Source organism: Streptococcus oralis, from assembly GCF_003943415.1.
Classification (GTDB): domain Bacteria; phylum Bacillota; class Bacilli; order Lactobacillales; family Streptococcaceae; genus Streptococcus; species Streptococcus oralis_BJ.
In genome coordinates, this window is the sequence record NZ_RJPK01000003.1 from 83,474 (window position 1) to 108,814 (window position 25,341).

Consider the following 25,341-nt stretch of genomic DNA (forward strand, 5'->3'; position numbering starts at 1 on the left):
TTCGGACATGAATGAATATTATATTTAGTTCATTCATATTCTAGCAAATCCTAGCTGGCTTGTCAATAAGAAGGATAAATTAATTAGTTTAAAGAATTACATTTATGAACAGAAGAGTTACATAAACTTACAAGGCATTTACCTTAATGAGATAGCTCATTTAAAATCTATTCCTTAAGTAAAAGAAACACAGAACAAATGAGCACAAAAAAGGGAAATATAGGATAAGGCTGGAACTATAGTTAAAAATAAGGTATGATATCAATGGGATTATTCTCTATTTAGCTTTCGTTTCCTAATCTGGATTTGAAAAATAGATTGATAAACAGTAGGGATACTAATCCATAGATTTTTTATTAAGGTATTTGATATTTTGAACAAGAGTAAAGGAGGAGCGCATGCACAAGATTTTACTAGTAGAAGATGACCAAGTTATTCGGCAACAAGTGGGGAAACTGCTCTCAGAGTGGGGGTTTGAGGTCGTTTTGGTAGAAGATTTTATGGAAGTATTGAGCCTTTTTGTTCAGTCGGAACCTCATTTGGTCCTCATGGATATTGGCCTGCCTCTTTTTAATGGTTACCACTGGTGTCGGGAGATTCGTAAGATTTCTAAGGTGCCCATTATGTTTCTGTCTTCGAGAGACCAGGCTATGGATATAGTCATGGCAATCAACATGGGAGCAGATGACTTTGTGACTAAGCCTTTTGACCAGCAGGTCCTCCTTGCCAAGGTTCAGGGCTTGTTGCGCCGTTCCTATGAGTTTGGACGGGATGAAAGTTTGCTAGAGTATGCGGGTGTGATCCTCAACACCAAGTCTATGGATCTGCACTATCAAGGTGAAATCCTGAGCCTAACCAAGAATGAATTTCAAATTTTGCGGGTTTTGTTTGAACATGCGGGCAATATCGTGGCGCGTGATGACCTGATGCGGGAACTCTGGAATAGCGACTTTTTCATCGATGACAATACCTTGTCTGTCAATGTTGCTCGTTTGCGCAAAAAGTTGGAGGAACAAGGCTTGGCAGGTTTTATCGAGACTAAGAAAGGGATAGGATACGGACTGAAACATGCTTGATTGGAAATCATTTTTTCTAGCCTATCTGCGTTCTCGCAGTCGCGTTTTTGCCTATATTTTTTCATTAGGCTTTCTCGTCCTTCTCTTTCAATTTTTATTTGCTAGTCTAGGAACTTATTTTCTTTATTTCTTTCTGCTCAGTGGCTTTTTGACCTTCTTATTTTTGGCTTGGGATATATTTGCAGAAGCTCAGGTTTACCGTCAGGAAGCACTCTATGCTGAGCGAGACCCCAAGTCTCCTCTGGAATGTGCGCTAGCAGAAAAGCTCGAAGAGCTTGAATCTGAATTGTATCAAAAGAAGTCGGAAGCCCAAAGCAAGCTGACGGATTTGCTTGATTACTACACCTTATGGGTTCACCAGATCAAGACGCCCATTGCGGCTAGTCGACTTTTAGTAGCAGAAGTCTCTGATCGGGAGGTCAAGCAGCAACTGGAACAGGAAATCTTTAAGATTGACTCCTATACCAATCTGGTTTTGCAGTACTTACGTTTAGAGAGTTTTCACGATGACTTGGTCTTTGAAAAGGTTCAAGTGGAGGACTTGGTCAAGGAGATGGTTCGTAAATACGCTCTTTTCTTTATCCAAAAGGGGCTGACTGTCAATCTACATGACTTAGACAAAACCATTGTGACCGATAAGAAGTGGTTATTGGTCGTCATTGAACAAATCCTCTCAAACAGCCTAAAATACACCAAGGAAGGTGGTTTGGAAATCTATATGGAGAATCAAGAGCTTTGTATCAAGGATACGGGGATTGGTATTAAAAACAGCGATGTGCTCCGAGTCTTTGAAAGGGGTTTTTCAGGCTACAATGGTCGCTTGACCCAGCAGTCATCTGGACTGGGCCTCTACCTATCCAAGAAAATCTCTGAAGAACTTGGCCATCAAATTCGTATCGAGTCTGAGATTGGAAAAGGAACGACAGTAAGAATCAAGTTTGCCGATATGAATCTGATGATTGAGTGAGCATAGTTGATGATAACCTCATCCATCTGTGGAATTTTTGTTCTAGTCTATATCTCTATTTTCATGATAACGTCTAGAAGTTACCGTAAGATTGTCCAGATGTAAAAAATATTACACTAGGAAAAGACTAGAATATAGTCAAAAAATAAAAGATGCAAAAATGAAAGAAAGTTATTTTGACGGAGGAATCCTAGATTATATTGGATACTCTATCTTAGCAGCCATAATTTGCGGACTTACTTTTGGGATCGCAACACCTTGGGCGGTTTGCATGATGCAAAATTGGAAAACCAAACACACGGTAGTGGATGGTCAACGTCTATACTTTGACGGGACTGGAGCACAACTGTTCGGTAACTAGATCAAGCGGTTTCTTCTAACCATCATCACATTTGGGATCTATGGCTTCTGGTTGAAAATAAAAATGGAGCAATGGAATGTCAAACACATTCATCATGTTTAAAGATTAAAACGGCATCTTCTTTCAGAGGAGATACCGTTTTTTCTTTTTCGGATAAGGAAACAAAAATTTCTTCCTTTCTCTATCTTTTAAATTGATATATTTTTCCAGAGAAAGACTGTAAAATTTTTGATATAATGTTAAGGATAGACTGACGGATGCTTAAAGGATAATTTTCAAAAAAATAACAGGTGAGAAGAAAAATATGTAAGATTGAAAAGAAGTTTCTCTACCATCATCCAAGCAGAAACAAGATTATATGAAATAAAAGGAGTAACCAATGACCAGAAATTATTCAACACGTGAATACCGAGAGAAATTATATGATGACCTTCATGTGCGATTAAGAGATACAGTGATTTTGATGTGTGCGATTTTTATTGCCTCTATCGGTCTAAATATGAATTCAACAGCTGTCATTATTGGAGCCATGCTGATTTCCCCTCTTATGACATCGATTGTTGGACTCGGATTTGGTTTAGCTATTTTTGATACGCGTTTAATCAAGCAATCTCTAGAGGTTTTATTTACACAAGTATTGGTCAGCTTGCTTGTCTCGACTCTGTATTTCTGGATTTCTCCCTTATCTTATGCAAGTAGCGAACTGATTGCACGAACCACTCCAACCATTTGGGATGTTCTCATTGCTATTGCTGGTGGGATAGCAGGTGTAATTGGGTCAAGGAAAAAAGAAGCAAACAATATCGTGCCAGGAGTAGCCATTGCAACAGCTCTGATGCCACCTGTCTGTACTGCAGGATATGGTTTAGCTAATGGAAATGTACGATTTTTATTTGGGGCTCTCTATCTTTTCTTGATCAACTGTATCTTTATCATGCTAGCCAACATTGTTGGAACAAGAATTTTGATGAGAAAATCTCCCTTAAGTTCATTTAAAGAGCTAAACATTAAAATGAAAATTGGCTTGACATCCTTGATTGTATTATTGGTTCTTCCAGCCAGCTATTCAGCAGTTACTCTGACAATAGATCAGGCGCGAAAAGAAGGAATCAAACAGTTTGTAGCAAAAGAGTTCGCTAATCACACGGTCATTAATCAAGTCTACAAGTCAAGAAACAATGAATTGGTCTTGACGGTTGTTGGAGATCCGATTTCAGACGAAGAATTAGAAACGCTCCATCAAAAACAAGCCTCTTACGGTATTCAATCTGTTCAATTAAAAGTCAATCAAGTCCATAATTCGACAAAATTAGATAGTGAGATGACCAAGGAATTTTATGAAAACATTAACAAGTATATCGATCAAAAACTCTCTGAAAAGGATTCGCAAAAAGATCTCGTAAAAGAAAATGAAGCAGACAAGGATTGAGGATATTGAACTTATCTAACTCATGGAAGCAAATTTTGGGAGGATATCCTATATTCAACAGTTAGTGGATAGAAAGGATTGTTGATGAGGATACCATTTGTGGTGGTTTGACCAATCACTACTAGCTCAGGTTAAATAAAATATAAAAAAGCAACAACTGAAATAGTTGTTGCTTTTTCTTACTGAAAAATGTTTCTCAGACAGTGATCGTTTTATTTCTCAACACGAGATTTGTTGGCGATATCAGCAAGGATTGCTGCTACAAACTCATCTACTGGGACAGTTTGTGTTTCTTTTTGGCCATAGCGACGAACATTGACTGTTCCGTCTTCCATTTCCTTATCCCCAACAATCAATTGGTAAGGAATCTTGCTGGTTTGTGAAGCACGGATCTTGAACTGCATTTTTTCATTGCGCTCATCCACATCTGCACGGACACCACGGTCACGGAGTTTCTTAGCAACTTCCCATGCGTAGTCCACGTGTTTTTCGTTAGATACTGGGATGAGGGTTACTTGGTGTGGTGCTAGCCATGTTGGGAAGGCACCCTTGTAGTTTTCAATCAAGATAGCTGTGAAGCGTTCCATAGTTGAGATAACCCCACGGTGAATCATAACAGGACGGTGCTCTTCGCCATCAGCTCCGATATATTTGAGGTCGAAGCGTTCTGGAAGCAAGAAGTCAAGTTGGATAGTAGAGAGGGTTTCTTCTTTACCAAGGGCAGTTTTAACCTGGATATCCAATTTTGGTCCGTAGAAGGCTGCTTCACCTTCAGCTTCAAAGTAGTCCAGTTCCATATCATCCATAGCTGCTTTCAACATGCGTTGTGCATTTTCCCACATCTCATCGTTGTCAAAGTATTTGTGTTTATCTTCTGGGTCACGATAAGACAAGCGGAAACGGTAATCTGTCAAATTAAAGTCTTCATACACGTCGATAATCAATTGAAGAATTTTCTTGAATTCTTCCTCAATTTGTTCTGGAGCTACAAAAGTATGACCATCATTTAGGGACATTTCGCGTACACGTTGAAGGCCTGTAAGGGCGCCAGATTTTTCATATCGGTGCATCATGCCAATCTCAGCGATACGGATTGGTAATTCACGGTATGAGTGTACATGGTGTTTATAAACTTCTATATGATGAGGACAGTTCATTGGACGGAGGACAAACTCTTCACCGTCTCCCATGTCCATAGTTGGGAACATATCTTCACGGTAGTGATCCCAGTGACCAGAAGTTTTATAGAGTTCCACTGAGGCAATTGGTGGAGTGTAAACATGTTGGTAGCCTGCAGCGATTTCCTTGTCGACAATGTAGCGTTCCAATTCACGACGGATAGTCGCACCATTTGGCAACCAGAATGGAAGTCCTTGACCAACATCTTGTGAAATCATGAAGAGGTCAAGCTCTTTACCAAGTTTACGGTGGTCACGTTCTTTAGCTTCTTCGCGCATTTGAAGGTAGTTCTTCAAGTCTTTCTTGTCAAACCAAGCTGTACCGTAGATCCGTTGCATCATCGCATTGTCGCTATTTCCACGCCAGTAAGCACCTGCTACATGGAGCAGGTGGAAGATTTGGATACGGCCTGTTGAAGGCACGTGTGGGCCACGGCAGAGGTCTACGTACTCACCTTGACGGTAAATCGTCAAACCACCCTCGTCTTCAGAGTGCTCTTCAATCAATTCCAACTTGTAAGGGTCGTTCTTGAAGATTTCACGCGCTTCATCTTTAGTCACTTCTTCACGAATAGATGGGAAGTTTTCTTTGACGATTTTTTTCATTTCTTCTTCGATACGAGGCAGGTCTTCGTTAGAGATTTGACCAGCAGTATTGTCCGTATCATAGTAGAAGCCATCCTCGATAGCTGGACCAACACCCAAGTGAATATCTGGGAAAAGGCGACGAGCTGCTTGGGCGAACAAGTGAGCAGCTGAGTGACGCAAGATTGGAAGGGCATCTTCGTGATCAGGTGTCACGATTTCGATAGAGCCATCTTCAGTGATAGCACGAGTCGTATCGATGAGTTTGCCGTTGAATTTACCAGCAAGAGCTTTTTTAGCTAGGGAATTGCTGATAGATTGGGCAATTTCAAAAGTAGTTACGCCAGATTCGAATTCACGAACAGCGCCATCTGGGAAAGTAATCTTAACCATAGTTTTCTCCTTAAATATTTATTCTATTTTTGTTGGACAATTTTAAGAGCCGAGCAACTTCTTCCGCATTCTGATTCTCTGATTGACTACCATCTGTTACGAGGCTAGGATAGCCTAATAACACCGCTTCCTTACGAACCATTTGAGCAAAAAGAATGTCTCGTTGCATCCAGTTTTCAAAAGCTTGCTCAGGGTTGGTTGTACCCTCTAAGACATAAGGAACCCATTCTCTCTGTTTATAGTGCTTTTTTTGAAAATCGGCTGTTGGAGTCAAGCATAGATAGGAAGACGCTGGACATTCAAGCTTCTTTACCAAGTGAGGCAAAAGTCCTGCTCCCTCTACCAAGAGAGGTCTGTTTTGATTTTTTATCAAGTAAGATTTTACATAAGGAAAAATCTCTTCATAAAAGCGCCATTCTTCATCTGCCATCTCTTCTGGATTTCTCATCCAGATTTGTTCTGGACTTCTGTCCTGTCTCAGAAGGCAAATCGGCTGTGAGTCTGCACTTGCTTGACTCATCATCTCTTCCACCAAATCATCCAGTTTGATATGAAGTAGTTGATACTGTCTAGCAAGAAGTGAGGCAATTGTTGATTTTCCACTACAAGGCGATCCGCCAATCATATATAGCATTATTCTTCCTCCTTCTGACAAAACAAAAAACGACATCCTCGAAAGGACGTCGCAACGTGGTTCCACCTTCATTTATGTTCCTCAAAAAAGAGGAACACCTCTGATTGGCTTTAACGTGGCCACCGTTTTATGTTTTCATAAAAGTCAGTTGAGTAGTATCAGTTTAGGCTCTCTATGCGTTTCCAGCAACCACGCACTCTCTAGTAGAAAGGGACTAAGTGACTTGTCTCTATGCATTATTATAGCATGATTGCGAGAATTTTCAAGGATTTTGTAAAAGTTTTTTATTTTTTCCTTGCTGGAGCATATATTTAATACCTGAACCTGAAGCCATACCAAGTAGGGCAAAGAGTTCATAAGCTAGGAAATAAACGAGAATGAATTCATTGAAAGTGATGATGGTAAAGCAATAGAGCAGACCAATACCGAGTAGCCACCACAGTGAGAATTGGAAACGGTAGCTATAAAGAAGGGATACGATGAAGGTTGCCAAAGGTGAAAAGAAGATGATGTTGTTAATGTAGAGCCCTTTCAGTGTATAAGGGTCAGAAATCAGCAGTAACAGCAACTCATAGAGAGGCCAGTAAAAGAAGAATATGACAAGGTAGTATGGGATATACTTAAGATATTTCCGCATGGCAATAGTCCTCCAATCTGCAAAAATAGAGAGATGTTGAAGACCACATAATCCTAAATGAAGGGGAACTCTCTACCTATATTATAGCACAATTTGCAAACCCTTACAAGTTAATTAGGTAAGCAGTGATAGCGATTTTTTGGAGTGTTTTCTGCTATAATACTAACAAAAGAAGTAAGAGGAAATGAGGAGAAAGAATGACTAAAATAGCAGTTCTTTCAGATATACATGGAAATATGACAGCTCTGGAAGCCGTACTGGCTGATGCAAGAGCGGCAGAGGTAGAAGAGTATTGGCTTTTGGGAGATATTCTCATGCCTGGAACAGGACGTAGAAGGATATTGGATCTCTTAGCTAGCTTGCCCATCACTGCAAGAGTGCTGGGAAATTGGGAGAACAGTCTCTGGCGTGGTTTGCATCGCAAGCTAGATCCTACAAAAGCGAGTCATCGATATCTCCTGCGCCAATGCCAGTATATCTTAGAAGAAATTAGCCCTAAAGAAATCGAAGACCTCAACAATCAACCTATGCAAGTTCATCGTCAGTTTGGTGATTTGACGGTAGGAATCACTCACCATCTCCCTGATAAAAACTGGGGTAGAGAGTTGATTCATACGGGAAAACAAGAAGATTTTGATAGATTGGTGACGGAACCGCATGCTTCTATCGCAGTGTATGGCCATATCCACCAACAGTTTCTTCGTTACGGAAGTGACGGACAGTTGATTCTTAATCCAGGTTCGATTGGGCAACCCTTCTTTTTAGATGCGAAGTTGCGTAAGGACCTGCGGGCTCAATATATGATTTTAGAGTTTGATGAGGCTGGTTTGTCTGATGTTGATTTTCGTCGAGTGGATTATGATGTAGAAGCCGAGTTGCAGCTGGCTAAGGATTTAAAACTCCCCTATTTCCAGATTTACTATGAAAGTTTGGTAAATGGGATTCACCATACTCATAATCAGGAACTTTTGTATGAAATTGCCCAAGAACAGGGGCATGATGCTGAGTTGGATGCGTGGCTGGATTGTGGTAACGATTGACATTACAACGTAAAAGGGTATAATGGGTATCAGATAGGATGTGAAAGGAGAAGAAGATGCAAATTTCAAGTCGATTTACGATTGCGACTCATATGTTAATCATCATTGCCATCAAGAGTCAAGAGAGCAAGGTAACCAGTGATTTTCTCGCGGCCAGTGTTGGGGTCAATCCGGTCATTATTCGCAAAACCTTGTCTCAACTCAAAAAAGCTAAACTGATATCAGTTGCGCGTGGGACGGGCGGTACCGAGATTCTCAAAGACTTACAAGATATTAGTCTTTTTGATGTTTATCAGGCAGTTGAATGTTTAGGACAATCTGGTAAACTCTTTAGTTTCCATGATAATCCCAACCCTAACTGTCCAGTAGGGGCCAATATTCATGAAGTTTTGGATCAAAAATTGCTGGATATCCAAGAAGCGATGGAAAACCAGCTTCGTCAGACGAGTCTGGCTCAGGTTGTGGCAGATGCTCAGGATAAAATGACAAAGTAAGAGGGCTAGAGTCCTCTTTTTCTATTACCATAATTATGGTACAATGTTGTCATCAAAGGAGAAGACTATGTACTTTATTACAGGATTTTTCGTCCTACTTTTTCTGATTTCATTTTTTAGGGACAATCGCAGTCTCTGGAATCCAGCTCTCTTGCTTTTATCTCTGCTCTTTTCTTACCTGTCTATTGCCAATCTTTTTTATGAAGCTGGACAGGAAGAAGTGCACATGATTTTCTTTGCAGGGATTTTTCTCCTGCTACCTCTTTTAGTTTTTCTAAGTGGCTTTTTCCTGATTTATAATGGATTTGTGTTATTGAAAAAAGAAGGAAAATCCAAGGCAAATTATTTGTCTCTAGGATTAGGCTGCGTGATTCTATTCTTTTTTGTGATCATGGCAATCCGAATGAGCGATACCAATGGCTTCTTCTACACCAATCATCTAGTGAATATTTTCTTTTTCTTTCTGATTTATTCGTATTTGATTTTTGGTTTTGCCTTTGCAGGGTTTCTACTTTATTCTATTCTGTATCTTTTTATTCCTAAGAAAAAACATTATGATTTTATTATTATTCATGGAGCAGGCTTGTTGAATGGAGAAAAAGTAACTCCCTTACTTAAGAGCCGTATTGACAAGGCTGTAGAGGTTTATCGTCAGTCGTCCAATCCCAACGTTAAACTCATCGCCAGTGGAGGTCAAGGTGGGGACGAGAAAATTTCTGAAGCTCAGGCGATTTGCGACTATTTATTGGAAGAGACGGACATTCCGAGAGAAGCCATTCTTCTAGAGGAAGCCTCAACGACAACCTATGAGAATCTCTTCTTTTCAAAAGAAATGGGAGAGAAACTGGTAGCAAATCCACGTTTTCTCTTTGTGACCAATGATTACCATGTTTTTCGTACCAGTNCCTATGCCCGCCGTATTGGGATGAAGGGAGATGGTCTTGGTTGTCGTACTGCCGCCTACTATATCCCATCGGCCTTTATCAGAGAATATATTGCCCTCTGTGTGAAGATAAAATGGATTTTTATCGCCTTCTATGTTTTGTTGATTCTAGCTCTGATTTTCTCTTATAGGGGTATTTTATGGTAATATATGAAAAAAATCTCCGTTAGGAGATTTTTTGTAAAATTCATGTAGTCATTATTATTCAATTTTGCTTATGGCAAAATGGCTTTTAGTTCCTTCAGGATAGTTTGTAAGGTTACGACTGCTTGCTTTCCTTGTTGCGGTTGGTAGAGTAGTTGGAAATAGTCGCGAATAGTTTCTTCAAATTGTTTAGGGAGGAGAGCGCAATTGCTCTTAGCATAGTCGAGCATTCGTTTTTCACCTGGATGAGTTTGCTCATTGAGGGCAAACAGCAAGTCAAAGTAGGAAGCAAAAAATTCACTTGTACGATGATTCATGCTGATAAGATCTTGACGTTTGATAGCTTTTTCAATTTGATGAGAGAAGGCAGGCATGGCTTGTTCTAGTAAAAGGAGTTGCCTTTCAATGATATGTTTTTTAAGTTCCTGAGGATAGGGAATCTGGTAAGTCTTTTGGAGAGAAGCATAGCGTCCATTTGGATCGTATAGGATTTTGCTATGGAGTAGATTGTGCCACATACAGGTTGTATAAGAGTTTTGGGCTTGATGCTGAAAAACAGTTGAGTTTAGTTCTTGCTCAAACGACTCCAGTGAACGATAAATCAACTCGATTTCGACACCGTTGTTTAGCACGCAGTCGTCCTCTAGTTCCCAAAACTGGTTTCCAATTTCCATATAAGAGCAGTACTTACTCAGAATGTTTTGGCGAATCGTCTCATCTATAGGAGAGTTGAGATAGACATAAACGTCATAGTCAGAATTTTGATCATAGTTTTGTCCTGCACGAGAACCACCAAGAGCGATGGCTTCTACTTGTTCCAATTGAGAGAATTCTTTATAAAGTTCTTGGATCATGATTTTTCTCCTTGCTTTATGGTTTTAAAGTCATTTTATCAAAAAGTAAAACGTTTGCATAGCATTAAGTTGTTGCTTTTTCATTTATAACAAAAAATGTGAACTCTTGTTTCGAGTTCACATTCTTTTTATTCTGCAGCTTGTTGCCAACGTTTGGCTAGCATACGAGACAGACTTGAAATTGCTAGGTTAAAGCTGAAATAGATCAGAGCAATCAAGATATAAAGACTGAAGACCTGCTCTGGTTCGAAATAACGTCCCATTAAGATTTGGCTAGCGCCAAAGAGTTCTTGCAGCGCGATAACAGAGTAGAGGAGACTGGTATCCTTAATCACGGTCACAAACTGAGAAATGATAGCTGGCAGCATTTTACGGATTGCTTGTGGGAGAATGATGTAGTAGAGGATTTGGGCTGAAGTGAATCCTTGCGACATTCCAGCTTCGTACTGGCCCTTATCTACAGCATTGAGACCACCTCGGATAATCTCAGCCAGGGCTGCTGAGGTAAAAAGGGTAAAGGCAGTAATACCTGCTGGTGTGGACTTCATCTTAAACACCAAAAAGATGGTGAAAATCCAGAGAAGGTTGGGAACATTACGTACAAACTCGATATAAATACTGGAGATGATTCGCAAGACAGGGTTTTTCCCATTTCTCATGACGGCTAGCACTGTCCCTATAAGGGTAGAAAGGACAATGGCAATCAGAGAAATATAGAGGGTCAAGCCGAAGCCTTTAAAGATAAAGACTAGGTTATCTGGGGTCAAAACTTCTAAAATAGATTCCATAGTAACCTCCTAAAGTGAATAGGCTTTTTTATTGGCTTGCTCCATCTTGCGACCAAACTGGGCGACAGGGAAGCAAAGGGCAAAGTAGAGTAGGGCAGCGCCTAAAAAGGCTGGAATATAGTTTCCATTGAGAGCTGACCAAGACTTAGTCACAAACATCAAGTCCACTCCAGAAATGATAGCGACGGTAGAGGTATTCTTGATGAGGTTAACGATTTGGTTGGTCAAAGGTGGGAGAATGATACGGAAGGCCTGAGGCAAGATAATCAAGCGCATGGCGCTGATATAGGTAAAACCTTGAGACAAGGCGGCCTCTATCTGACCGCTAGGAATAGACTGAATCCCTGAACGAATAACCTCAGCGATATAAGCGCCGTGATAGAGTCCCACGCAGAGAACAGCTGTCCAATAAATCGGAATCATGATGGTATGGTCACTGATAAGAGGCAAACCATAAAAGACGATGACAAACTGTACTAAGAGGGGAGTATTTTGGTAAAATTCGACAAAGATACGAGCCAAAATTCTTAAAATTTGATGTTTGCTAGTTGATAGGACTCCAAAGATGATTCCTAAGACCATAGCTAGGATAAAGGATCCAATAGCTAGGGCAAGAGTGAAGAGGAAACCATTGAAAAATTGTCCAAAATCCTGAAAATAGGCTGTCCAAGATGATAAATCTGTCATGGGGTGTCCTCCTTAATCTGCGGTATGGCTAGATGGTTTGAGCTTGTAACGGTCATAGAGTTTCTGCAAACTACCGTCCTTGCTCCATTTTGTAATCAAGTTATTAAGATAATCGTTGAGCTCGGTATTTGATTTCTTGGTAACAATACCGTAGTCAGATGGTTTAAAACTATCATCTAGTAGTTCTGTTCGTTTACTGGTGTAGCCAGACAGGATAGAGCGATCCACGGAAAAGGCATCGATACGGTGAGCGTGAAGGGAAGTAATCAATTCTGGATAGGAACCAAGTTCTACGAATTTAAACTTCAAACCTTTCTTTTTACCTAGTTCGGTAATCAAGCGTTGGGTGATGGAACCTTGGGCAACTCCGATCGTTTTACCATTTAGGTCTTCAATGCTTTTGATATTGGCAGATTTATTGACCAAAAAGCCAGAAGCGTCCGTATAGTAGGGACTGGTGAAGTTGTATAGTTTTTTACGTTCTTCTGTGATGGTAAAGGTCGCGATATCCAAATCGACCTGTTCATTGTCAAGAAGTGGGCCACGGGTTTGAGCGGTAACAGGAACGTAGCGAACCTTGACCTTGAGCTCATCTGCAATCATCTTGGCTAAGTCGGTTTCGATACCAGAATAAGTCCCTGTCTTGGGATCCTTGTAGCCAAAATTGGGAACGTCTTGTTTCACACCGACAACTAGCTCGCCTCTCTTTTGAATATCTGCGACACTGGTGTCAGCCTGAACTGGTTTGGCAGCAACAAGGCTGAAAAGGCTAATTAATAATGCGGATAAAAAGAATTTCTTTTTCATAGGTGCCTCCTTATTTGACTTTATCACTTTCGTGGTTGATAATTTTGCTGAGGAATTGCTGGGCACGAGGTTCGCTTGGATTGTCGAAAAAGTCATCGACATCTGTCGTATCCACCAAAACTTCTCCATCGGCCATAAAGATGATACGGTCAGCAACTTCACGGGCAAAGCCCATTTCGTGGGTAACGATGATCATGTTCATCCCGTCATGTGCCAGTTTTTGCATAACAGCTAGAACGTCTCCGATAGTCTCAGGGTCAAGGGCAGATGTTGGCTCATCAAAGAGGAGGAGCTCAGGATGCATAGCGAGACCACGTGCGATGGCAATCCGCTGTTTTTGTCCACCAGATAGCATGGCTGGATAAGAATCTTTCTTGTCCCACATGTTTACAAATTCCAAATATTTTTGGGCTGTTTTTTCAGCTTCTTTTTTATCAATTCCTAGAACTTTTATGGGTGCTAATGTCACGTTTTCTAACACTGTTTTGTGTGGATAGAGGTTGAAATGCTGGAAAACCATGCCGACTTCCTTACGAAGAGGCACCAAATCTTTCTGGCTAGCGCCTGCTACTTGGTGTCCATTGACTAGAAGACTTCCTTTGTCTACAGCCTCCAAACCATTGATGGTGCGGATAAGAGTGGACTTCCCAGAACCAGAAGGTCCAAGCAGGACAACAACTTGTCCTTTTTCAAAACGGAGATTGATGTCGCGGAGTGCGTGGTAGTCTCCGTAATATTTTTCGACGTTTTTAAATTCTACTAAAGCCATGAGAGATCTCCTTTGTGTTAGATTTTATAACATGATTCTACACCAAAAGAATGTTCTTGTCAAATCATATCTGAAAAAATTCACTAAAATTTTATAAAAAAGCAATCAGGATAGAGAAAAAGCCTAAATCATGTTATAATGAAGCGATAGAATTCTTAGAAAGAGTGGATGTCTTTTTGATAACTCCTACTTATGAATGGCAGTTTGCCCCGCAGGTTGAAGATGCGGATTTTACAAAGATAGCCAAGAAGGCTGGGCTGGGTCCTGAGGTGGCTTGCTTATTATTTGAAAGAGGGATTCAGGATGAAGAAAGTCTAAAGAAGTTTTTAGAACCTTCTTTGGAGGACTTGCATGACCCTTATCTGCTCCATGATATGGATAAGGCAGTGGAACGGATTCGTCAGGCCATTGAAGAAGAGGAAAACATTCTCATCTATGGAGACTACGATGCGGATGGCATGACCTCAGCTTCTATTGTTAAGGAAAGTTTGGAACAGCTTGGCGCCGAGTGCCGTGTTTATCTGCCAAATCGCTTTACCGATGGCTATGGTCCCAATGCCAGTGTCTATAAATACTTTATCGAGCAAGAGGGAATTTCCTTGATTGTGACAGTGGATAATGGAGTTGCTGGTCACGAGGCCATTGAACTGGCCCAGTCTATGGGAGTGGATGTTATTGTGACGGACCATCATTCCATGCCGGAAACCCTGCCAGATGCTTATGCGATTGTTCATCCCGAGCATCCAGATGCGGACTATCCTTTCAAATATTTGGCTGGTTGTGGAGTGGCTTTCAAGCTGGCTTGCGCCCTTTTAGAGGAAGTGCAAGTGGAACTGCTTGATTTGGTTGCTATCGGTACCATTGCCGATATGGTGAGCTTGACGGATGAGAACCGTATCTTGGTTCAATATGGTCTGGAAATGCTGGGGCATACTCAGCGTATTGGCTTGCAAGAAATGCTGGAAATGGCTGGGATTTCTGCTAATGAAGTGACAGAAGAAACGGTTGGTTTCCAGATTGCTCCTCGTTTAAATGCTTTGGGGCGTTTGGATGATCCCAATCCTGCCATTGATTTGTTGACTGGATTTGACGACGAGGAAGCTCATGAGATTGCCCTCATGATTCATCAGAAAAATGAAGAACGTAAGGAAATCGTTCAGTCAATCTATGAAGAAGCCAAGACTATGGTGGATCCTGAGAAGAAGGTCCAGGTCTTGGCCAAGGAAGGCTGGAATCCTGGGGTTCTGGGTATCGTGGCTGGTCGTTTGTTGGAAGAACTAGGGCAGACAGTTATCGTTCTTAATATAGAAGATGGTCGTGCCAAGGGTAGTGCTCGTAGTGTGGAAGCAGTCGATATTTTTGAAGCTCTGGATCCTCATCGAGATCTCTTCATCGCATTCGGTGGCCATGCTGGTGCAGCAGGAATGACGCTGGAAGTTGAGAAGCTCTCAGATTTATCTCAGGTTTTGGAAGACTATGTCCGTGAAAAAGGCGCAGATGCGGGTGGTAAGAACAAGTTAAACCTAGATGAAGAGCTAGACTTGGAGACTTTGAGTCTTGAAACAGTCAAGAGTTTTGAGCGCTTGGCACCCTTTGGAATGGACAATCAGAAACCTGTCTTTTATATCAAGGATTTTCAGGTTGAAAGTGCCCGTACCATGGGGGCAGGTAATGCTCATCTCAAACTAAAAATTTCCAAGGGTGAAGCGAGTTTTGAAGTGGTGGCCTTTGGTCAAGGCAGATGGGCGACGGAGTTTGCTCAAACAAAAAATCTTGAATTGGCAGTCACCTTGTCTGTCAATCAATGGAATGGCCAAACTGCCCTCCAGTTGATGATGGTGGATGCGCGTGTGGAAGGCGTTCAACTCTTTAACATTCGTGGGAAGAACGCAGCCTTGCCAGAAGGGGTTCCAGTCTTGGATTTCTCTGGAGAGTTGCCAGATCTAGCGACCAGTGAAGCTGTGGTTGTAAAAACCATTCCTGAAGATATCACCCTGTTGAAGACCATTTTTCAGGAACAAAATTTCTCTGCAGTCTATTTCAAAAACGACATTGACAAGGCCTACTATCTGACAGGTTATGGAACTAGAGAACAGTTTGCAAAATTGTACAAGACTATTTACCAGTTCCCAGAGTTTGATATTCGCTACAAGCTTAAGGATTTGGCGGCTTATCTCAATATCCAACAAATCTTGCTGGTCAAGATGATTCAAGTCTTTGAAGAACTGGGCTTTGTGACAATCAAAGATGGTGTCATGACAGTCAATAAGGAAGCGCCAAAGCGAGAGATAGGAGAAAGTCGGATTTACCAAAATCTCAAACAAACCGTTAAAGATCAAGAAATGATGGCGCTGGGTACGGTGCAGGAAATGTATGATTTTTTAATGGCAGAAAACTAGAAGGTAGGACAGAGTTGGGCAACCAGCTCTTTTTTGGAAACAAATCTTCATTTTGAAAATCATCAAAAAAATGGTATAATGGTAGGAAAAGATTCGGCTGAAAGTTTTAGAACTTTTAGAATAAAAGGGTAAATCTACCCTATAATCAAGATAAATTAAGTTTCGGAGGGAAAATGAGTAATATCAGTTTAACAACACTAGGTGGTGTACGAGAAAACGGGAAAAATATGTACATTGCTGAGATTGGCAATTCAATTTTTGTTTTGGATGCAGGGCTTAAATACCCTGAAAATGAACAACTAGGGGTTGATGTCGTCATTCCAAACATGGACTACCTTTTTGAAAATAGTGATCGTATCGCTGGGGTCTTCTTGACCCATGGGCATGCGGATGCTATTGGTGCCTTGCCTTATCTTTTGGCAGAGGCTAAGGTGCCTGTGTTTGGCTCTGAGTTGACCATTGAGTTGGCAAAACTCTTTGTCAAAGGAAATGATACGGTTAAGAAATTCAATGACTTCCATGTGATTGATGAGGATACGGAGATTGACTTTGGAGGAACTGTTGTTTCCTTCTTCCGTACAACTCACTCTATCCCAGAAAGTTTGGGAGTTGTCTTGAAGACGGCTGAAGGTAGTATCGTTTATACAGGTGACTTCAAATTTGACCAGACAGCTAGTGAATCTTATGCGACAGACTTTGCTCGTTTGGCGGAGATTGGTCGTGAGGGTGTCTTGGCGCTCCTCAGTGACTCCGCCAATGCAGACAGCAATATCCAGGTGGCGAGCGAGAGTGAAGTTGGGGATGAAATTACTCAGACCATTGCAGACTGGGAAGGTCGTATCATCGTTGCAGCAGTTGCCAGCAACCTCTCTCGTATCCAGCAGGTTTTTGATGCGGCTGCAGATACAGGTCGCCGAGTTGTTTTGACTGGTTTTGATGTTGAAAATATCGTCCGAACAGCGATTCGTCTCAAAAAATTGTCTCTAGCTAATGAAAGTCTCTTGATCAAACCAAAAGAAATGTCTCGTTTTGAAGACCATGAGTTGATTATTCTTGAGACAGGTCGTATGGGTGAACCGATCAATGGACTTCGTAAGATGTCTATCGGTCGCCACCGCTATGTGGAAATCAAAGATGGGGACTTGGTCTATATCGTAACGACTCCATCTATCGCCAAAGAAGCCGTCATGGCGCGTGTTGAAAACATGATCTACCAAGCTGGTGGTGTGGTGAAACTCATTACCCAAAGTTTGCGAGTATCAGGACACGGAAATGCGCGTGATTTGCAGTTGATGATCAATCTCTTGCAACCAAAATACCTTTTCCCTATCCAAGGGGAATACCGTGAGTTAGATGCGCATGCCAAGGCTGCCATGGCAGTTGGGATGTTGCCAGAGCGCATTTTCATCCCTAAAAAGGGAACGACCATGTCTTATGAACATGGGGACTTTGTTCCAGCTGGAGGAGTTTCTGCAGGTGATGTCTTGATTGATGGAAATGCCATCGGGGATGTTGGAAATGTGGTCCTTCGTGACCGTAAGGTCTTGTCAGAGGATGGAATCTTTATCGTGGCGATCACTGTCAACCGTCGTGAGAAGAAAATTGTGGCCAAGGCCCGTGTTCATACGCGTGGATTTGTTTACCTCAAGAAGAGCCGTGATATTCTCCGTGAAAGTTCAGAATTGATTAACCAAACTGTAGAAGAGTATCTTCAAGGTGATGACTTTGATTGGGCAGATCTCAAAGGCAAGGTTCGTGACAATCTGACCAAGTACCTCTTTGATCAAACCAAGCGTCGCCCAGCAATCTTGCCAGTCGTGATGGAAGCAAAATAATAAGCAGAATACCTACAGAAAAAGTCGAAATTCGGCTTTTTCTTATAGAATAGTAAAAGGAGAAAACCATGGCAGTTATGAATATTGAGTATTACTCAGAAGTTTTGGATATGGAGTGGGGTGTTACTGTGCTCTATCCGGATGCCAGTCGGGTGACTGAACCAGATTGCACAGATATTCCTGTCCTTTATCTTTTGCACGGAATGTCAGGAAATCAAAATAGCTGGCTCAAACGTACCAATGTCGAACGTTTGTTGCGCGGAACCAATCTCATTGTTATCATGCCTAATACAAATAATGGCTGGTACACGGATACCCAGTACGGTTTTAACTACTTTACTGCTCTAGCAGAAGAGTTACCTCAGGTTATGAAACGTTTCTTCCCCAACATGACCAGCAAGCGAGAAAAGACCTTCATAGCAGGTCTCTCCATGGGTGGCTATGGTTCCTTCAAACTAGCTCTCGCAACCAATCATTTTTCTCATGCGGCTAGTTTTTCTGGTGCGCTCAGTTTTCAGGAATTTTCTCCTGAAAGTCAGGATTTGGGGTCTCTTGCCTACTGGAGGGGAGTTTTTGGAGAAATCAAAGACTGGACAGCTAGCCCTCATTCGCTTGAAAGTATTGCTGCGAAATCGGATAAAAAAACCAAACTTTGGGCTTGGTGTGGGGAGCAAGACTATCTCTATTCTGCTAATAATCTAGCGGTGAAGAATCTCAAAAAGCTTGGTTTTGAGGTGACCTATAGTCATAGTCCAGGTAAGCACGAGTGGTACTACTGGGAAAAACAATTGGAGCGTTTTTTAGCTACTCTACCAATTAACTTTGTTTTGGAAGAGCGCTTATCTTAGTTTTAGGTTTCTTTCAGCTTTATTCAGTAAAATAGAGAATCTATCTTGGTCAAGGAGAATGTGATTTCAAGATAGGTTCTTATTTTTATGAAAGGTGGAGCGTCATGTTCTGGATTATTCGATTATTGTTCCGATTTCTTTTGGGAATTTGGCGTTTCTTCTGGCGTCTGGTCTGGACCTTGGTCATCATCGTTCTCCTTGCTTTTGGAGTGCTATGGTATCTGACAGGTGATTTTCATTCTGCGGTCAATCAGGTTGAAAAAATGAGCAAGATTGGTCAAGGTGGCTGGAATCAATGGAGGGAGACGGGAACGCTGGAAGTCTTGTCTCAGACAGACAGTCACCAACATGCAGAAGGCAAGTGGACTCAGGCCTCAGCTCGCATCTATATTGAGCCTCAAATGGATGAGACCTTCCAAGGTGCCTATGCAGAAGCCATAAAAAACTGGAATCAAACGGGAGCCTTTACCTTTGAGGTGGTTGCAGATCCTAGCCAGGCAGATATTGTGGCAAGTGAGATGAATGATGGATCGACCGCTGTAGCAGGTCAAGCCGAGAGTCAAACCAATTTGTTGACCAATCAATTTATATCTGTAACGGTTCGCCTGAATCACTATTATCTATCCAATCCAAACTATGGTTATTCTTATGAACGGATCGTGCACACGGCGGAGCACGAACTGGGGCATGCCATCGGATTGGATCATACCAACGAAACTTCTGTCATGCAACCAGCAGGTTCCTACTATGGAATTCAGCCTCGGGATGTGACCGCTGTTCAAGAACTCTATACCAGTAGCGACTAGATGAAGTCAGTGCAATCCGAAATGAAATCAAAGCTCCTCCATCAAGCGGTGGGTGGGGCTTTTTGTTCGTCCTGTTACGGCCTTTTTGCTATAATAGAACTATGAATAACTTGATCAAATCAAAACTAGAGCTCTTGCCGACCAGCCCTGGTTGCTACATTCACAAAGACAAAAACGGCACCATTATCTATGTAGGAAAGGCTAAAAATCTACGCAATCGCGTGCGGTCCTACTTCCGTGGCAGTCACGATACCAAGACGGAAGCTCTGGTATCTGAGATTGTGGATTTTGAATTTATCGTCACTGAGTCCAATATCGAAGCGCTTCTCCTAGAAATTAACCTGATCAAGGAGAATAAGCCTAAATATAATATCATGCTCAAGGATGATAAGTCCTATCCCTTCATCAAAATCACCAATGAGCGTTATCCTCGCTTGATTATCACCCGTCAGGTCAAGAAGGACGGCGGCCTTTATTTTGGCCCTTATCCAGATGTGGGGGCAGCAAATGAAATCAAGCGACTACTGGATCGGATTTTTCCTTTTCGCAAGTGTACTAATCCACCCTCTAAGGTCTGTTTTTACTACCATATCGGCCAGTGTATGGCCCATACTATCTGTAAAAAAGATGAGGCCTATTTCAAGTCCATGGCTCAGGAGGTTTCTGATTTCCTAAAAGGACAGGATGACAAAATCATCGATGACCTCAAGGGAAAAATGGCTACGGCAGCTCAGACTATGGAATTTGAACGTGCGGCGGAATACCGTGACCTGATTCAGGCTATTGGAACACTTCGGACCAAGCAACGGGTTATGGCAAAGGATCTCCAAAACCGTGATGTCTTTGGCTACTATGTGGACAAGGGTTGGATGTGTGTCCAGGTTTTCTTTGTTCGTCAAGGCAAGCTCATTGAGCGGGACGTCAACCTCTTCCCCTACTACAATGATCCGGATGAGGACTTCTTGACCTATGTGGGACAATTCTATCAAGAAAAATCTCACCTGGTTCCCAATGAAGTATTGATTCCGCAGGATATCGATGAAGAAGCCGTCAAGGTCTTGGTGGATACCAAGATTCTCAAACCCCAACGTGGAGAAAAAAAACAACTGGTCAATCTAGCCATAAAAAATGCTCGTGTTAGTCTGGAGCAGAAGTTCAATCTGCTAGAGAAATCTGTTGAAAAGACCCAAGGAGCTATTGAAAATCTGGGACGCTTGCTCCAAATACCGACTCCAGTTCGCATCGAGTCCTTTGATAACTCTAATATCATGGGAACTAGCCCTGTTTCAGCCATGGTGGTCTTTGTCAATGGCAAACCGAGTAAAAAAGACTACCGAAAGTACAAGATAAAAACGGTTGTTGGCCCAGATGACTATGCTAGTATGCGAGAGGTTATTCGCAGACGTTATGGCCGAGTTCAACGTGATGGTTTAACCTCGCCAGATTTGATTGTGATTGATGGGGGACAAGGTCAAGTCAATATCGCAAAGCAAGTCATCCAAGAAGAGCTAGGTTTGGATATCCCAATTGCAGGTCTGCAAAAGAATGACAAGCACCAAACCCATGAACTGCTCTTTGGAGATCCGCTGGAAGTGGTGGAGTTGTCTCGCAATTCTCAGGAATTTTTCCTCCTCCAACGCATTCAAGATGAGGTACACCGCTTTGCTATCACTTTCCACCGCCAACTGCGCTCTAAAAATTCTTTTTCATCTCAATTGGATGGGATTGACGGTCTGGGACCTAAACGCAAACAGAATCTCATGAAGCATTTTAAGTCTCTCACTAAAATCAAGGAAGCCAGTGTGGATGAAATTGTCGAAGTTGGAGTGCCAAGAGCAGTCGCAGAAGCTGTGCAGAGAAAGTTGAACCCTCAGGAAGAAGTGGAATTGGCTCAAGTGGCAGAAGAGAGAGTAGATTACCAAACGGAAGGAAACTATTATGAACCATAAAATCGCAATTTTATCAGATATTCATGGCAATGCGACAGCCTTAGAAGCAGTAATTGCAGATGCCAAAGTTCAAGGAGCCAGTGAATATTGGCTTATGGGAGATAATTTTCTACCTGGTCCAGGTGCAAATGACTTGGTCGCTCTGTTAAAGGAACTTCCTATCACAGCAAGTGTTCGAGGAAATTGGGATGATTGTATCCTTGAGGCTTTAGATGGGCAATATGGCTTAGAAGATCCACAGGAAGTCCAGCTCTTGCGTATGACCCAGTATTTGATGGAGCGAATGGATCCTGCAACGATTGTCTGGCTACGAAGCTTACCCTTGCTAGAAAAGAAAGAAGTTGACGGACTGCACTTTTCTCTTTCTCATAATTTGCCTGATAAGAACTATGGGAGTGACTTACTGGTTGACAATGATACAGAGAAATTTGACCGGCTACTGGATGAGGAGACTGATGTGGCAGTCTATGGTCATGTTCACAAGCAGTTGCTTCGTTATGGCAGTCAAGGGCAACAAATCATCAATCCAGGTTCGATTGGCATGCCCTATTTTAACTGGGAGGCGTTAAAAAATCATCGTGCCCAGTACGCCGTGATAGAAGTGGAAGATGGGGAATTGGTAAATATCCAATTCCGCAAAGTCGCTTATGACTATGAAGCGGAGTTAGAATTGGCCAAGTCCAAGGGGCTTCCCTTTATCGAAATGTATGAAGAGCTACGACGAGAAGACAATTATCAGGGGCACAATCTGGAACTTTTATCTAGTTTAATCAAAAAGCATGGGTATGTAGAGGATGTAAAGGAGTATTTTAATTTTCTGCAAAGTTAGAAATAAAATGGACGCCCTTAATTTGAAGTGAGGTGGTAGCCGAATTGCTTAGAAGAGAGTCAGACGATAAGGAAGAAAAGATGGCTTAGCTAAAGTTTGACATTGAAATTATTTTGTTATAAAATGGACTTAATTCTTAATAAAAAGGAGAACATTATGAAGAAAATTATTACAGCCAGTATGGCTCTTTTATCTGTTGTTGTTTTAGCAGCATGTTCAGGGAAAACAACGTCTGATTCTTCAACTAAGACTTCAAGCTCTGTAGAACAAACTTCTTCCTCAGAGACTTCATCAACAACGTCTAGTTCAAAGACAGAAAATAATGAGGTTGTTTTGATCACCGATGAAGAAATTGACAATGCTAAAACTGTTGGAGATGTGAAGAAAGTCTTTGGTAAACTAGTCGACAATTATAAAAAGCATGCAGTTGAAATTGGGGAAAAAATTCCAGAGAGTGGAAAAGAAGCATATAACGCCCAAGTTGAACCAGCGCTTAAGTCTATGGAGACTGTAAGAGAGTCATTTAACGAAAGCCTTTCAAGTATTGGTTCTGATGATACAGTAGTGCCAGAACAAACTCGTACTCTATTTGTTCAACAGTTGAAAACTGGACGTGACACAATGAAGAAAGCGCTGGAAGCGGCTTATAAAGCAATTGCTCCATACACATCTGGTCAATAATATAAGAAAGTAGGTGTTCGATCACCTGCTTTTTGATTGCTTCAAATCTAAAGCGATACCTACTTAAATAGCTCCAAATTAATAGCAGAGAGTTTGAAAGAAGTACTAATTCTATGAAAAATCCCTGCAAGCTCTTTCAAAATATGGTAGAATGGAAGCAGTAGAATTAGAAAAGGAAATCGATTATGAAATTTCTTGAATTAAATAAAAAACGTCATGCGACCAAGCATTTCACTGATAAGCCAGTTGATCCCAAAGATGTACGCACTGCTATCGAAATCGCAACTTTAGCCCCAAGTGCCCACAACAGCCAGCCATGGAAATTTGTGGTCGTTCGTGAGAAAAATGCTGAATTGGCAAAATTGGCTTATGGTTCGAACTTTGAGCAGGTTTCGTCAGCGCCAGTGACCATTGCCTTGTTTACCGATACAGATTTGGCTAAACGTGCTCGTAAGATTGCCCGTGTTGGCGGTGCTAATAATTTTTCTGAAGAGCAACTTCAATACTTTATGAAAAATTTGCCTGCTGAGTTTGCACGTTACAGTGAACAACAAGTCAGCGACTACCTAGCCCTCAATGCAGGTTTGGTTGCTATGAACTTGGTTTTGGCTCTTACAGATCAAGGAATCGGATCAAATCTGATTCTTGGATTTGACAAATCAAAAGTCAATGAGGTTTTGGGAATTGAAGACCGTTTCCGCCCAGAACTCTTGATTACGGTAGGTTATACAGACGAAAAATTGGAACCAAGCTACCGCTTGCCAGTAGATGAAATCATTGAGAAAAGATAGAAAGAAGAAAAAATGACAGCAATTGATTTTACAGCAGAAGTAGAAAAACGCAAAGAAGACCTCTTGGCTGACTTGTTTAGCCTTTTGGAAATCAACTCAGAACGTGACGATAGCAAGGTAGATGCGCAGCATCCATTTGGACCTGGTCCAGTAAAAGCCTTAGAAAAATTCCTTGAAATCGCAGACCGTGATGGCTATCCAACTACCAATGTAGATAACTACGCAGGACATTTTGAGTTTGGTGATGGAGAAGAAGTTCTCGGAATCTTCGCCCACATGGACGTGGTGCCAGCTGGTAGCGGTTGGGATACAGATCCTTACACACCAACTATCAAAGATGGTCGCCTATATGCGCGTGGAGCTTCTGATGATAAGGGACCTACAATAGCTTGTTACTATGGTTTGAAAATCATTAAAGAATTGGGCCTTCCAACTTCTAAAAAAGTTCGCTTCATCGTCGGAACTGATGAAGAATCAGGCTGGGCAGACATGGACTACTATTTTGAACATGTAGGACTTGCGAAACCAGACTTTGGCTTCTCTCCGGACGCTGAATTTCCAATCATCAATGGTGAAAAAGGAAACATTACAGAATACCTCCACTTTGCAGGTGAAAATACAGGTGCAGCCCGTCTTCACAGCTTTACAGGTGGTTTGCGTGAAAACATGGTACCTGAATCAGCAACAGCAGTTATTTCAGGTGACTTGGCTGACTTACAAGCTAAACTAGATTCCTTCGTTGCAGAGCACAAACTCAGAGGAGAACTCCAAGAAGAAGCTGGTCAATACAAGGTGACGATTATTGGTAAATCAGCCCATGGTGCTATGCCTGCTTCAGGTGTCAATGGTGCAACTTACCTTGCCCTTTTCCTCAGTCAGTTTGACTTTGCTGGACCTGCTAAAGACTACCTCGACATCGCTGGTAAGATTCTTTTGAACGACCATGAGGGTGAAAATCTTAAGGTTGCTCATGTGGATGAAAAGATGGGTGCCCTTTCTATGAATGCCGGTGTCTTCCGCTTTGACGAAGCAAGTGCTGACAATACTATTGCCCTCAACTTCCGTTATCCAAAAGGAACAAGTCCAGAGCAAATCAAATCAGTTCTTGAAAACTTGCCAGTTGCTTCTGTTAGTCTTTCTGAACACGGACACACGCCTCACTATGTACCGATGGAAGATCCACTTGTGCAAACCTTGTTGAATGTCTATGAAAAACAAACGGGACTTCAAGGTCATGAGCAAGTCATCGGTGGTGGAACATTTGGACGTTTGTTAGAGCGTGGTGTAGCCTACGGTGCCATGTTCCCAGACTCAATTGACACCATGCACCAAGCCAATGAATTTATCGCCTTGGACGATCTCTTCCGAGCAGCAGCAATCTATGCTGAAGCTATCTATGAATTAATCAAATAAAACG

23 protein-coding genes and 2 pseudogenes are annotated in these 25,341 nt (G+C 41.8%); 17 read left to right on the forward strand and 8 right to left on the reverse strand.

Features of this window, described 5'->3' with window-relative positions:
- The first annotated feature begins 398 nt into the window (after window positions 1–398).
- From D8801_RS05040 to D8801_RS05060, 5 genes and pseudogenes are all read left to right on the forward strand, one after another.
- The gene (locus tag D8801_RS05040; protein WP_125848310.1) at window positions 399–1,076 is read left to right on the forward strand and encodes a response regulator transcription factor; all 678 of its coding nucleotides are present in this window, start codon (window positions 399–401) and stop codon (window positions 1,074–1,076) included.
- Window positions 1,069–2,043: a sensor histidine kinase gene (locus D8801_RS05045; RefSeq protein ID WP_125848312.1), complete on the forward strand. Its 975-nt coding sequence runs from the start codon at window positions 1,069–1,071 to the stop codon at window positions 2,041–2,043. Before D8801_RS05040 ends, D8801_RS05045 begins: the two co-directional genes overlap by 8 nt.
- A gap of 6 nt (window positions 2,044–2,049) precedes the next feature.
- A pseudogene (locus D8801_RS10055) lies at window positions 2,050–2,148 on the forward strand (peptide ABC transporter); the annotation flags it as partial.
- A gap of 55 nt (window positions 2,149–2,203) precedes the next feature.
- Window positions 2,204–2,506 (forward strand): annotated as a pseudogene (locus D8801_RS05055) (DUF898 family protein).
- A gap of 277 nt (window positions 2,507–2,783) precedes the next feature.
- Window positions 2,784–3,833: a DUF389 domain-containing protein gene (locus D8801_RS05060; RefSeq protein ID WP_125848314.1), complete on the forward strand. Its 1,050-nt coding sequence runs from the start codon at window positions 2,784–2,786 to the stop codon at window positions 3,831–3,833.
- A 212-nt stretch (window positions 3,834–4,045) separates the two neighbouring features.
- Here the strand turns inward: D8801_RS05060 and thrS are convergent, their stop codons facing one another.
- The 3 genes from thrS to D8801_RS05075 form a co-directional block, all read right to left on the reverse strand.
- Complete coding sequence (thrS, locus tag D8801_RS05065; protein WP_125848316.1) at window positions 4,046–5,989, reverse strand: threonine--tRNA ligase; 1,944 nt, start codon at window positions 5,987–5,989, stop codon at window positions 4,046–4,048.
- Window positions 5,990–5,999: 10 nt separating this feature from the next.
- A complete protein-coding gene (locus D8801_RS05070) occupies window positions 6,000–6,626 on the reverse strand; it encodes an adenylate kinase family protein (protein WP_185758506.1) in 627 nt (208 codons plus the stop codon).
- A gap of 259 nt (window positions 6,627–6,885) precedes the next feature.
- Window positions 6,886–7,260, reverse strand: a complete 375-nt coding sequence (locus tag D8801_RS05075) for a hypothetical protein (protein ID WP_125848320.1) — start codon at window positions 7,258–7,260, stop codon at window positions 6,886–6,888.
- A 197-nt stretch (window positions 7,261–7,457) separates the two neighbouring features.
- Here D8801_RS05075 and D8801_RS05080 point away from each other — a divergent pair, with 197 nt between their 5' ends.
- From D8801_RS05080 to D8801_RS05090, 3 genes are all read left to right on the forward strand, one after another.
- Window positions 7,458–8,300: a metallophosphoesterase family protein gene (locus tag D8801_RS05080; protein ID WP_125848322.1), complete on the forward strand. Its 843-nt coding sequence runs from the start codon at window positions 7,458–7,460 to the stop codon at window positions 8,298–8,300.
- Between the two features lie 56 nt (window positions 8,301–8,356).
- A complete protein-coding gene (locus D8801_RS05085) occupies window positions 8,357–8,794 on the forward strand; it encodes an Rrf2 family transcriptional regulator (RefSeq protein WP_125848324.1) in 438 nt (145 codons plus the stop codon).
- 67 nt (window positions 8,795–8,861) lie between these two features.
- On the forward strand, window positions 8,862–9,884 hold the full coding sequence (locus D8801_RS05090) for a YdcF family protein (protein ID WP_125848326.1): 1,023 nt from the start codon (window positions 8,862–8,864) through the stop codon (window positions 9,882–9,884).
- Window positions 9,885–9,952: 68 nt separating this feature from the next.
- Here the strand turns inward: D8801_RS05090 and D8801_RS05095 are convergent, their stop codons facing one another.
- The 5 genes from D8801_RS05095 to D8801_RS05115 form a co-directional block, all read right to left on the reverse strand.
- Window positions 9,953–10,735, reverse strand: coding sequence for a DUF4037 domain-containing protein (locus tag D8801_RS05095; RefSeq protein ID WP_125848328.1), 783 nt, complete (start codon window positions 10,733–10,735; stop codon window positions 9,953–9,955).
- A 128-nt stretch (window positions 10,736–10,863) separates the two neighbouring features.
- Window positions 10,864–11,523: an amino acid ABC transporter permease gene (locus D8801_RS05100; RefSeq protein WP_000443891.1), complete on the reverse strand. Its 660-nt coding sequence runs from the start codon at window positions 11,521–11,523 to the stop codon at window positions 10,864–10,866.
- Between the two features lie 9 nt (window positions 11,524–11,532).
- Window positions 11,533–12,210, reverse strand: coding sequence for an amino acid ABC transporter permease (locus D8801_RS05105; RefSeq protein WP_125398913.1), 678 nt, complete (start codon window positions 12,208–12,210; stop codon window positions 11,533–11,535).
- A 12-nt stretch (window positions 12,211–12,222) separates the two neighbouring features.
- Window positions 12,223–13,017, reverse strand: a complete 795-nt coding sequence (locus D8801_RS05110) for a transporter substrate-binding domain-containing protein (protein WP_125398912.1) — start codon at window positions 13,015–13,017, stop codon at window positions 12,223–12,225.
- Between the two features lie 10 nt (window positions 13,018–13,027).
- A complete protein-coding gene (locus D8801_RS05115) occupies window positions 13,028–13,786 on the reverse strand; it encodes an amino acid ABC transporter ATP-binding protein (RefSeq protein ID WP_001229587.1) in 759 nt (252 codons plus the stop codon).
- Window positions 13,787–13,962: 176 nt separating this feature from the next.
- Here D8801_RS05115 and recJ point away from each other — a divergent pair, with 176 nt between their 5' ends.
- The 9 genes from recJ to pepV all read left to right on the forward strand — a co-directional run bounded on the left by recJ (window position 13,963) and on the right by pepV (window position 25,337).
- Window positions 13,963–16,185: a single-stranded-DNA-specific exonuclease RecJ gene (gene recJ, locus D8801_RS05120; protein ID WP_185758501.1), complete on the forward strand. Its 2,223-nt coding sequence runs from the start codon at window positions 13,963–13,965 to the stop codon at window positions 16,183–16,185.
- Between the two features lie 173 nt (window positions 16,186–16,358).
- Window positions 16,359–18,020, forward strand: coding sequence for a ribonuclease J (locus D8801_RS05125; RefSeq protein ID WP_125848332.1), 1,662 nt, complete (start codon window positions 16,359–16,361; stop codon window positions 18,018–18,020).
- Window positions 18,021–18,088: 68 nt separating this feature from the next.
- Window positions 18,089–18,868, forward strand: a complete 780-nt coding sequence (locus D8801_RS05130; protein WP_125848334.1) for an alpha/beta hydrolase — start codon at window positions 18,089–18,091, stop codon at window positions 18,866–18,868.
- Window positions 18,869–18,972: 104 nt separating this feature from the next.
- Window positions 18,973–19,674 carry a M57 family metalloprotease gene (locus D8801_RS05135; RefSeq protein WP_125848336.1) on the forward strand — a complete coding sequence of 234 codons (702 nt, stop codon included), beginning with the start codon at window positions 18,973–18,975 and terminating at the stop codon, window positions 19,672–19,674.
- A 101-nt stretch (window positions 19,675–19,775) separates the two neighbouring features.
- Window positions 19,776–21,623 carry an excinuclease ABC subunit UvrC gene (uvrC, locus tag D8801_RS05140; protein ID WP_125848338.1) on the forward strand — a complete coding sequence of 616 codons (1,848 nt, stop codon included), beginning with the start codon at window positions 19,776–19,778 and terminating at the stop codon, window positions 21,621–21,623.
- A complete protein-coding gene (locus D8801_RS05145) occupies window positions 21,613–22,452 on the forward strand; it encodes a metallophosphoesterase family protein (RefSeq protein ID WP_125848340.1) in 840 nt (279 codons plus the stop codon). Before uvrC ends, D8801_RS05145 begins: the two co-directional genes overlap by 11 nt.
- Before the next feature lie 156 nt (window positions 22,453–22,608).
- Window positions 22,609–23,133, forward strand: coding sequence for a hypothetical protein (locus tag D8801_RS05150; RefSeq protein ID WP_000720917.1), 525 nt, complete (start codon window positions 22,609–22,611; stop codon window positions 23,131–23,133).
- Window positions 23,134–23,318: 185 nt separating this feature from the next.
- A complete protein-coding gene (locus D8801_RS05155) occupies window positions 23,319–23,924 on the forward strand; it encodes a nitroreductase family protein (RefSeq protein ID WP_125848342.1) in 606 nt (201 codons plus the stop codon).
- Window positions 23,925–23,936: 12 nt separating this feature from the next.
- Window positions 23,937–25,337 carry a dipeptidase PepV gene (gene pepV, locus D8801_RS05160; RefSeq protein WP_125848344.1) on the forward strand — a complete coding sequence of 467 codons (1,401 nt, stop codon included), beginning with the start codon at window positions 23,937–23,939 and terminating at the stop codon, window positions 25,335–25,337.
- Window positions 25,338–25,341 lie beyond the last annotated feature (4 nt).

Excerpts from the sequence above, each read along its gene's own strand:
- D8801_RS05130 (WP_125848334.1), top strand. The coding sequence starts at position 18,089 with ATGGCAGTTATGAATATTGAGTATTACTCAGAAGTTTTGGATATGGAG.
- D8801_RS05155 (WP_125848342.1), top strand. The coding sequence starts at position 23,319 with ATGAAATTTCTTGAATTAAATAAAAAACGTCATGCGACCAAGCATTTC.
- D8801_RS05125 (WP_125848332.1), top strand. The coding sequence starts at position 16,359 with ATGAGTAATATCAGTTTAACAACACTAGGTGGTGTACGAGAAAACGGG.
- thrS (WP_125848316.1), bottom strand. The coding sequence starts at position 5,989 with ATGGTTAAGATTACTTTCCCAGATGGCGCTGTTCGTGAATTCGAATCT.
- D8801_RS05095 (WP_125848328.1), bottom strand. The coding sequence starts at position 10,735 with ATGATCCAAGAACTTTATAAAGAATTCTCTCAATTGGAACAAGTAGAA.
- D8801_RS05105 (WP_125398913.1), bottom strand. The coding sequence starts at position 12,210 with ATGACAGATTTATCATCTTGGACAGCCTATTTTCAGGATTTTGGACAA.
- D8801_RS05045 (WP_125848312.1), top strand. The coding sequence starts at position 1,069 with ATGCTTGATTGGAAATCATTTTTTCTAGCCTATCTGCGTTCTCGCAGT.
- D8801_RS05040 (WP_125848310.1), top strand. The coding sequence starts at position 399 with ATGCACAAGATTTTACTAGTAGAAGATGACCAAGTTATTCGGCAACAA.
- D8801_RS05110 (WP_125398912.1), bottom strand. The coding sequence starts at position 13,017 with ATGAAAAAGAAATTCTTTTTATCCGCATTATTAATTAGCCTTTTCAGC.
- D8801_RS05075 (WP_125848320.1), bottom strand. The coding sequence starts at position 7,260 with ATGCGGAAATATCTTAAGTATATCCCATACTACCTTGTCATATTCTTC.
- D8801_RS05145 (WP_125848340.1), top strand. The coding sequence starts at position 21,613 with ATGAACCATAAAATCGCAATTTTATCAGATATTCATGGCAATGCGACA.
- pepV (WP_125848344.1), top strand. The coding sequence starts at position 23,937 with ATGACAGCAATTGATTTTACAGCAGAAGTAGAAAAACGCAAAGAAGAC.
- D8801_RS05135 (WP_125848336.1), top strand. The coding sequence starts at position 18,973 with ATGTTCTGGATTATTCGATTATTGTTCCGATTTCTTTTGGGAATTTGG.
- D8801_RS05100 (WP_000443891.1), bottom strand. The coding sequence starts at position 11,523 with ATGGAATCTATTTTAGAAGTTTTGACCCCAGATAACCTAGTCTTTATC.
- uvrC (WP_125848338.1), top strand. The coding sequence starts at position 19,776 with ATGAATAACTTGATCAAATCAAAACTAGAGCTCTTGCCGACCAGCCCT.
- D8801_RS05085 (WP_125848324.1), top strand. The coding sequence starts at position 8,357 with ATGCAAATTTCAAGTCGATTTACGATTGCGACTCATATGTTAATCATC.
- D8801_RS05115 (WP_001229587.1), bottom strand. The coding sequence starts at position 13,786 with ATGGCTTTAGTAGAATTTAAAAACGTCGAAAAATATTACGGAGACTAC.
- D8801_RS05150 (WP_000720917.1), top strand. The coding sequence starts at position 22,609 with ATGAAGAAAATTATTACAGCCAGTATGGCTCTTTTATCTGTTGTTGTT.
- D8801_RS05080 (WP_125848322.1), top strand. The coding sequence starts at position 7,458 with ATGACTAAAATAGCAGTTCTTTCAGATATACATGGAAATATGACAGCT.
- D8801_RS05060 (WP_125848314.1), top strand. The coding sequence starts at position 2,784 with ATGACCAGAAATTATTCAACACGTGAATACCGAGAGAAATTATATGAT.